The organism is Phenylobacterium sp. (assembly GCF_044371015.1).
Classification (GTDB): domain Bacteria; phylum Pseudomonadota; class Alphaproteobacteria; order Caulobacterales; family Caulobacteraceae; genus Phenylobacterium.
In genome coordinates this window covers 1-5,754 of the sequence record NZ_JBILUK010000206.1, presented here as the reverse complement: position 1 = coordinate 5,754, position 5,754 = coordinate 1, and the positions used below count along the sequence as shown (strand labels likewise).

The 5,754-nt window shown below is 70.6% G+C and carries 7 protein-coding genes; all 7 read right to left on the bottom strand.

Annotation, left to right across the window (positions count from 1 at the left end; all coding sequences use genetic code 11):
* On the bottom strand, positions 1-466 hold a 466-nt coding region (locus ACIQ3R_RS14380), incomplete at its 3' end, for a YebC/PmpR family DNA-binding transcriptional regulator (protein ID WP_397419548.1).
* 48 nt (positions 467-514) lie between these two features.
* Complete coding sequence (locus ACIQ3R_RS14375; RefSeq protein ID WP_397419547.1) at positions 515-1,891, bottom strand: hypothetical protein; 1,377 nt, start codon at positions 1,889-1,891, stop codon at positions 515-517.
* 14 nt (positions 1,892-1,905) lie between these two features.
* Positions 1,906-2,490, bottom strand: coding sequence for a histidine phosphatase family protein (locus ACIQ3R_RS14370; RefSeq protein WP_397419546.1), 585 nt, complete (start codon positions 2,488-2,490; stop codon positions 1,906-1,908).
* Positions 2,491-2,499: 9 nt separating this feature from the next.
* The gene (locus ACIQ3R_RS14365; protein ID WP_397419545.1) at positions 2,500-3,090 is read right to left on the bottom strand and encodes a histidine phosphatase family protein; all 591 of its coding nucleotides are present in this window, start codon (positions 3,088-3,090) and stop codon (positions 2,500-2,502) included.
* Positions 3,087-3,872 carry an SDR family NAD(P)-dependent oxidoreductase gene (locus ACIQ3R_RS14360; protein WP_397419544.1) on the bottom strand — a complete coding sequence of 262 codons (786 nt, stop codon included), beginning with the start codon at positions 3,870-3,872 and terminating at the stop codon, positions 3,087-3,089. Before ACIQ3R_RS14360 ends, ACIQ3R_RS14365 begins: the two co-directional genes overlap by 4 nt.
* Positions 3,873-4,038: 166 nt before the next feature.
* The gene (locus tag ACIQ3R_RS14355; RefSeq protein WP_397419543.1) at positions 4,039-4,872 is read right to left on the bottom strand and encodes an alpha/beta fold hydrolase; all 834 of its coding nucleotides are present in this window, start codon (positions 4,870-4,872) and stop codon (positions 4,039-4,041) included.
* 245 nt (positions 4,873-5,117) lie between these two features.
* Positions 5,118-5,754 (bottom strand): zinc-binding alcohol dehydrogenase family protein (locus tag ACIQ3R_RS14350; protein WP_397419542.1); only part of this gene is annotated, 637 nt, incomplete at its 5' end.

Below are 5,754 nucleotides of genomic sequence, written 5' to 3'. Positions count from 1 at the left end.
TGGCGGCTTCCATCACCGAATCTTCAGACCCGGCGGAAGGCGCGTAGACGATGCGGCCCACCCGGTCCCACATGAACGAGACCGATCCGGTCTCGCCCAACGCGCCGCCGCACTTGGTGAAGGTGGAGCGCACCGTGGAGGCGGCGCGGTTGCGGTTGTCGGTCAGCGCCTCGACGATCACGCCGACGCCGCCGGGGCCGAAGCCCTCATAGCGGATCTCCTCATAGGACTCCGCCTCACCGCCCGACGCCTTCTTGATGGCGCGCTCGATGACATCCTTCGGCAGGGATTCGGCCTTGGCGTTGTTCACCGCCAGGCGCAGGCGGGCGTTCATCGCCGGGTCGGGCAGGCCCATCTTGGCGGCGACGGTGATCTCCCGCGAGAGCTTGGAGAACAGCTTGGACCGCGCGGAATCGGCGCGGCCCTTGCGGTGCATGATGTTCTTGAACTTTGAGTGGCCGGCCATGGGTCTCGGGCGCTGTCCTGACGTTGGTCGCGCTTCTACCCCTCCGCGTCAGAGCCCGGCAAGGCGCCGGGCGCAGTCGGGGACCGGAGGGCGGCTGGGGGCCGCCAGGGTGCGGCTCTCGGTGACCGCATCGCCATAGGGCCAGAAACGGATCATCCGCGCCCGTCCGCCGCGCGCCGGGCGCGTGGTCGCCTCGATCTCGCGGGTGGTGTCGCCGGGGCTGAGCTTCAGAGCGTCCAGCCGCATGCCGTCGCGCAGGCCCGCGTTCCAGGCCGGCCCGCGCCGCTTGACGCCGCGCACGGCCCTGGCGGCCTGGGAGGCGGCCACATCGAAGCCCGCGTCGAAGGCCGGCGCGACCGTCACGCGGGCGATCAGGCAGCCGGCATAGAGCGTTTCCGGAAGCGGAACCGGCCGGCCGCCGGCGCCGTGGCGCGCGAGGTCCGGGCGGACATCGAGCCCGGCGGTGACCCAGACCGCCGAGATGAAGGCGGTCTCCAGATCGGGCGCCGCGCCCGGCGCGAAACGATCATGATGCTGGCGCATGCGCAGCAGCACATCGTCGAGATCCGCCTTGCCGCCGGTTCTGAGGTGGAGCTCGTCGTCCAGGCGAAGCAGCCACAGGGTCAGCCGCCCCACGGGCGTATCGGGGCGGTCCGATGCGTCGAGTCGCAGGATCGAGGTCGGCGCATCCAGCGCGCCGGACCGCAGCGCCAGCCGGACGGCCAGGAACTCGGTCAACGCCTCGGCGAGCCCCGCTTTCGGCGCGCCCACGCGCAGGACATCGGCGCGGGCCAGCGTCTCGGCCAGCGCCTCGGCCGAGGGCGGCGGCGGCGCGGTCAGGGCGATCAGGCTCGGCCCTTCGCGCCGCCAGTAGGCCCGGTGCGCCGCCAGCACCGGGGCGGCCAGCGCCAGCGTGCGACGGGCGGCGGCGGCGTCGCCGTGCGTGGCCACCCGGTTTCCCGCGCCGTCTTCGACCACGGTCAGGTTCGGCCCGGCCATCAGGGTCGCGCGCGGCAGGTCAGCCTCGACGGCCTGCGCGCCCTCCAGATCCGAGAGAGACCGCCAGCCCCTCGGCAGCCGGGTCCAGGTCAGCGTGGCGGGTTCCGCATGGCGATCCGCGAGAACCGCGAAAACCTGAGAGCCCGCCATCACCGGCGCGGCCGCTACGGCGTAGCGAACCGCGATCCGCGCGCCCGACCTGGCGCTCAGCGCCAGGGCCCCGCCCGACCGCGCCACGATCCGGGCGCCGAAAACGCGGGGGGCGCCGGCCCCGACCGGGAGGATCACCCGCGTCTCGCCATCGGCGTCGCCCAGGAGCCGCGTCTCGACCGTGACCGCGGAGGGCGTGACGGCCAGGCGGTGCTCCGCCGCGGCCAGCGGGCCAGGCAGGCCGAGCATCAGGGCGGCGAGCAGGAAGCGGCGCAACTTGGGTGTCCGGATCAGTCCAGGGGCGGGCAGTTAAACCGGTCGATCTGGCCGTTCTGAAGGCGGAACACCGCGTCCTGCGGCGCGTCCTGGCGGCGCGTCTCCGCGGGCGACAGGTCGGCGTAGAGGCCGCGCAGAACGCGGCCCGACACGCCGTGGCTCACCGCGATCACCCGGCGCCACGGCTCCGGCGGCAGGTCTTCGAGCCAGGACGCCACCCGCGCCTCGACTGTCTCCAGCGCCTCGGACTCGGGCGCGTCGAACGCCCAACCGGTGCGGCCGAAGGTGTCGGGATAATCCGCCTCCAGTTCGCTCCGCAGCCGACCTTCGCGCGAGCCCCAACTCACCTCGATCAGCCGATCGTCGAGCATCACGGTCAGGCCGAGCCGCGCGCCGATGACCGTGGCGGTGTCGCGCGCCCGACCCAGCGGGCTCGACGCCAGCATCCAGCCGTCCTCCGGGCGGATCATCCCGGCCAACAGCTCGCCCACCGCCTCGGCCTGCCGCAGGCCGAGTTCGGTGAGCGGCGAGTCCATGCGCCCCTGCAGGCGCCGCTCGCGGTTGAATTCGGTCTGTCCGTGCCGGACCAGCAGGATCACGGACCGCGCCTATTCCACCGGTTCACAGGCCAGGCGGTCGATCTGGCCGTTCCAGAGACGGAAGATCGCATCCTGGGGGACGTCCTGGCTCAGCAGCGCCGTGCGGTCGAAGGCTCCATACGCACCGCGCAGATGACGCCCCAGCACACCGTGGCTGACCGCGATCACGCGCCGGTCGGGCTCGTCCGGGAGGCCGGACAGCCAGTCCGCGACACGGTCAGAGACCTGGTCGAAGGTTTCACCGCCCGGGGCCAGATAGAACCGCTCATCGCGCGGTACGGAATCCGGAAGCTCGGCGGACACATCATCCCACAGCCGGCCCTCCCAGTCCCCGCAGGCGATCTCCGCCAGCCTTGGGTCGAGCTCTATGGGCAGGTCGGCCGCGCGCGAGATCGCCGTGGCCGTCTGGACGGCGCGCCCTATAGGGCTGGACACCAGTCGCCAGCTTGGGCCGTCGTCCCGGCGCACGATATCGGCCACCAGGCTCGCTATGGCGGCGGCCTGACGTTCGCCGAGCGGCGTGAGTTCGGATTCGCTGCGCCCCTGGATCCGGCGTTCGCGGTTCCAGAAGGTCTGCCCGTGCCGGACCAGCAGGATCATGCCTTGCGCCGGACCACCGGGTGCGAGGTCGAGAGACCGCCGTCGACCGCGATCGTCTGGCCGTTGACGTAGGAGGCGTCGTCGCTGGCCAGAAACAGGCCGGCGCGGGCGATCTCTTCCGGCTCGCCATAGCGGGTGGTGGGGTTGAGCTGGCCGATTTTGCCCTCGTTCCCGCGCGCGCGGGCGCCGTCGAAGATCGGCTTGGTCATGCCGGTCTCGATCAAGCCGGGCGCGATGGCGTTGACCCGCACGCCTGTGCCGTAAAGCTCGTTGCAGGCGGTCTGCACCAGGTTGATCACGCCGGCCTTCGACGCCGAATAGGCCGGACCGCCGGCGCCCGAACGAATGCCCGCGACGGAGGCCGTGCAGATGATCGAGCCCTTGCGATTGGGGATCATCACAGCCGAAGCGTGCTTCACGGCCAGGAACGGGCCGATCAGGTTCACCCGCAGGATCTCGGCCCAGTAGTCGGCGGTCTGTTCGTGCAACGGCGCGAAGCCGCCGGAGATGCCGGCGTTGGCCCAGAACACGTCAAGGCCGCCGAACTCCGCGACGGCGCGGTCGACCAGCGACTTCACGAAGGCGTCGTCGCCGGCGTCGCCGGTGATGGCCACGGCCTTGCCGCCGGCCGCATTGACGGCCGCGGCCGTCTCGGCGACCGCCTCGGCCTTGTCGGCGATGATCAGGCTCGCGCCCTCGGCCGCGAACAGCCTGGCCGCCGCGCGCCCGATGCCGCTGGCCGCGCCGGTGATGACGGCCGTACGGCCGGAGAGTCGTCCCATGATGGTCCTTCGCGTCAGGTGTTGCTTGGGTGGCGGGCCCCCTCCGCCACGCTTTGCGTGGTCCCCCTCCCCCATCGAGAGAGGATCAGGACCTCGTTCTCCCCCAGGCGCCTCAGCGCCGGATCGGGGGAGGTGGACGCGAAGCGGACGGAGGGGGGCGAAACGGTCAAGTCCCCGCCCGCGCCGCGGCGGCCAGGATGGCGTCGACGAATGTATCATAGAGGCCGGGCGGCAGGTCGTGGCCCATGCCGGGGACCACGCGCAGTTCGGCGCCCGGGATCGCCGCGGCGGTGGCTTCGCCGTCGCGGAGCTGGACCAACGGGTCGTCCGCTCCATGCAGCACGACCGTCGGGATCTTCAGGCCCTTCAGCGCTTCCGTGCGGTCGCCGTCAGCGCCGATGGCGCGGCGTTGGCGGACCACGCCGGTGGGGTTGAAGGCGCGGCGATACTCCTCTTCGACCCGGGCGCGCAGCTCGTCGTCCGACCACGGGTAGGCGGGGCTGCCGATCGTGCGTCCATTGCGCATCTGATGCGCGACGAAGGCCTGGAAGTCGGCCTTGGGGTTGGGCGGCGGGACGGAAATCACCGCCGCCGCCTCAGGCGTCGAAGAGACGTTCCCATAGGGCGCCGACATGATCGACGTCATGGAGAGCACGCGATCCGGATGGTCGAGCGCCATCCGCTGAACGATCATGCCGCCCATGGAGACCCCGGCGATGTGAGCGCGCGCGATCCCCAGCGCGTCCAACACCGCCATGCCGTCGCGAGCCATGTCGGCCAGCACATAGCGGCCGTCCTCGGGAAACCAGGTGGAGAGCCCGGTGTCGCGGTTGTCGTAGCGGATCGCCTGAAACCCTCGCGCCACCAGCCTGCCGCAGAAGTCTTCCGGCCAGCGGGTCATCTGCGACCCCAGGCCGTTGACCAGAAGCACCGCCGGCGCGGCGGCGCCGCCGAACCGCTCATACTCGATCTCCACCGCGCCGTTCGTGGCTCTCGGCATGGTCTTCAGCCTCCCAATTGGCCCCTGGGCTCGACCCCTGAGGGTTGTATGTTGAACAATCCACTCATCCTTGTGCGTGAATCGGCTGGTCTTCCGACGAGGACGGCGCCAATCATCACGAAACAGTCGCTTTTTGGGGGGGCGATCACAGAAATGCGCGTGCTTGTACCCCTGTTGCTGTCTCTTGCGATGTGGGCGTTCATTCTTCTAGGCCTCGCCGGCCTGTGGTTGAAAATCTTCGGATCCTAAGGGATCAACAGCACGCGCCCCACAGCCTGACGGCTCTCGATATAGGCGTGCGCGGCGGCCGCCTCCGACAGCGGGAACTCCCGATCGATCAGCACCTTAAGCTCGCCCTTGGCGACGTCGGCGATCAGCTTCTCGATGTTCTTCTGAACCCGATCCGTGGTGATCTCTGCGCCCAGGAAGACGCCGGAGATGGTGCGATTGCCGCCCATCAGAGTGCCCAGGTCCATCTTCTGGCGGTCGCGACCCGCCTGTCCGACCGACGACACCCGCCCCCGATAGGCCAGGCTCAGGATCGAGCCCTGCAGCGTCGCGCCGCCGACAGAATCGACCACCACGTCGGCGCCCTTCTTGTTGGTCAGCCGCATCACCTCCTCGACCACGTCGTGGGTGCGATAGTTGATCCCGTGGGTCATGCCCAACGGCCGGAGCCGCTCCAGCCGTTCATCGGATGAGGCGGTGGCGATCACCATTGAAGCGCCGGCGCGGGCCGCCAGCTGGATCGCCGCCACGCCGACGCCCGAGGCGCCCGCCTGGATCAGCGCGACCTCGCCGGCCTTCAGCCGTCCGAACTCGAACAGACAGTCGTCGGCCGTGCCGAAGGTCACCGGGATCACCGAGGCTTCGCGGGTGCTC

Excerpts from the sequence above, each read along its gene's own strand:
- ACIQ3R_RS14365 (WP_397419545.1), bottom strand. The coding sequence starts at position 3,090 with ATGATCCTGCTGGTCCGGCACGGGCAGACCTTCTGGAACCGCGAACGC.
- ACIQ3R_RS14360 (WP_397419544.1), bottom strand. The coding sequence starts at position 3,872 with ATGGGACGACTCTCCGGCCGTACGGCCGTCATCACCGGCGCGGCCAGC.
- ACIQ3R_RS14355 (WP_397419543.1), bottom strand. The coding sequence starts at position 4,872 with ATGCCGAGAGCCACGAACGGCGCGGTGGAGATCGAGTATGAGCGGTTC.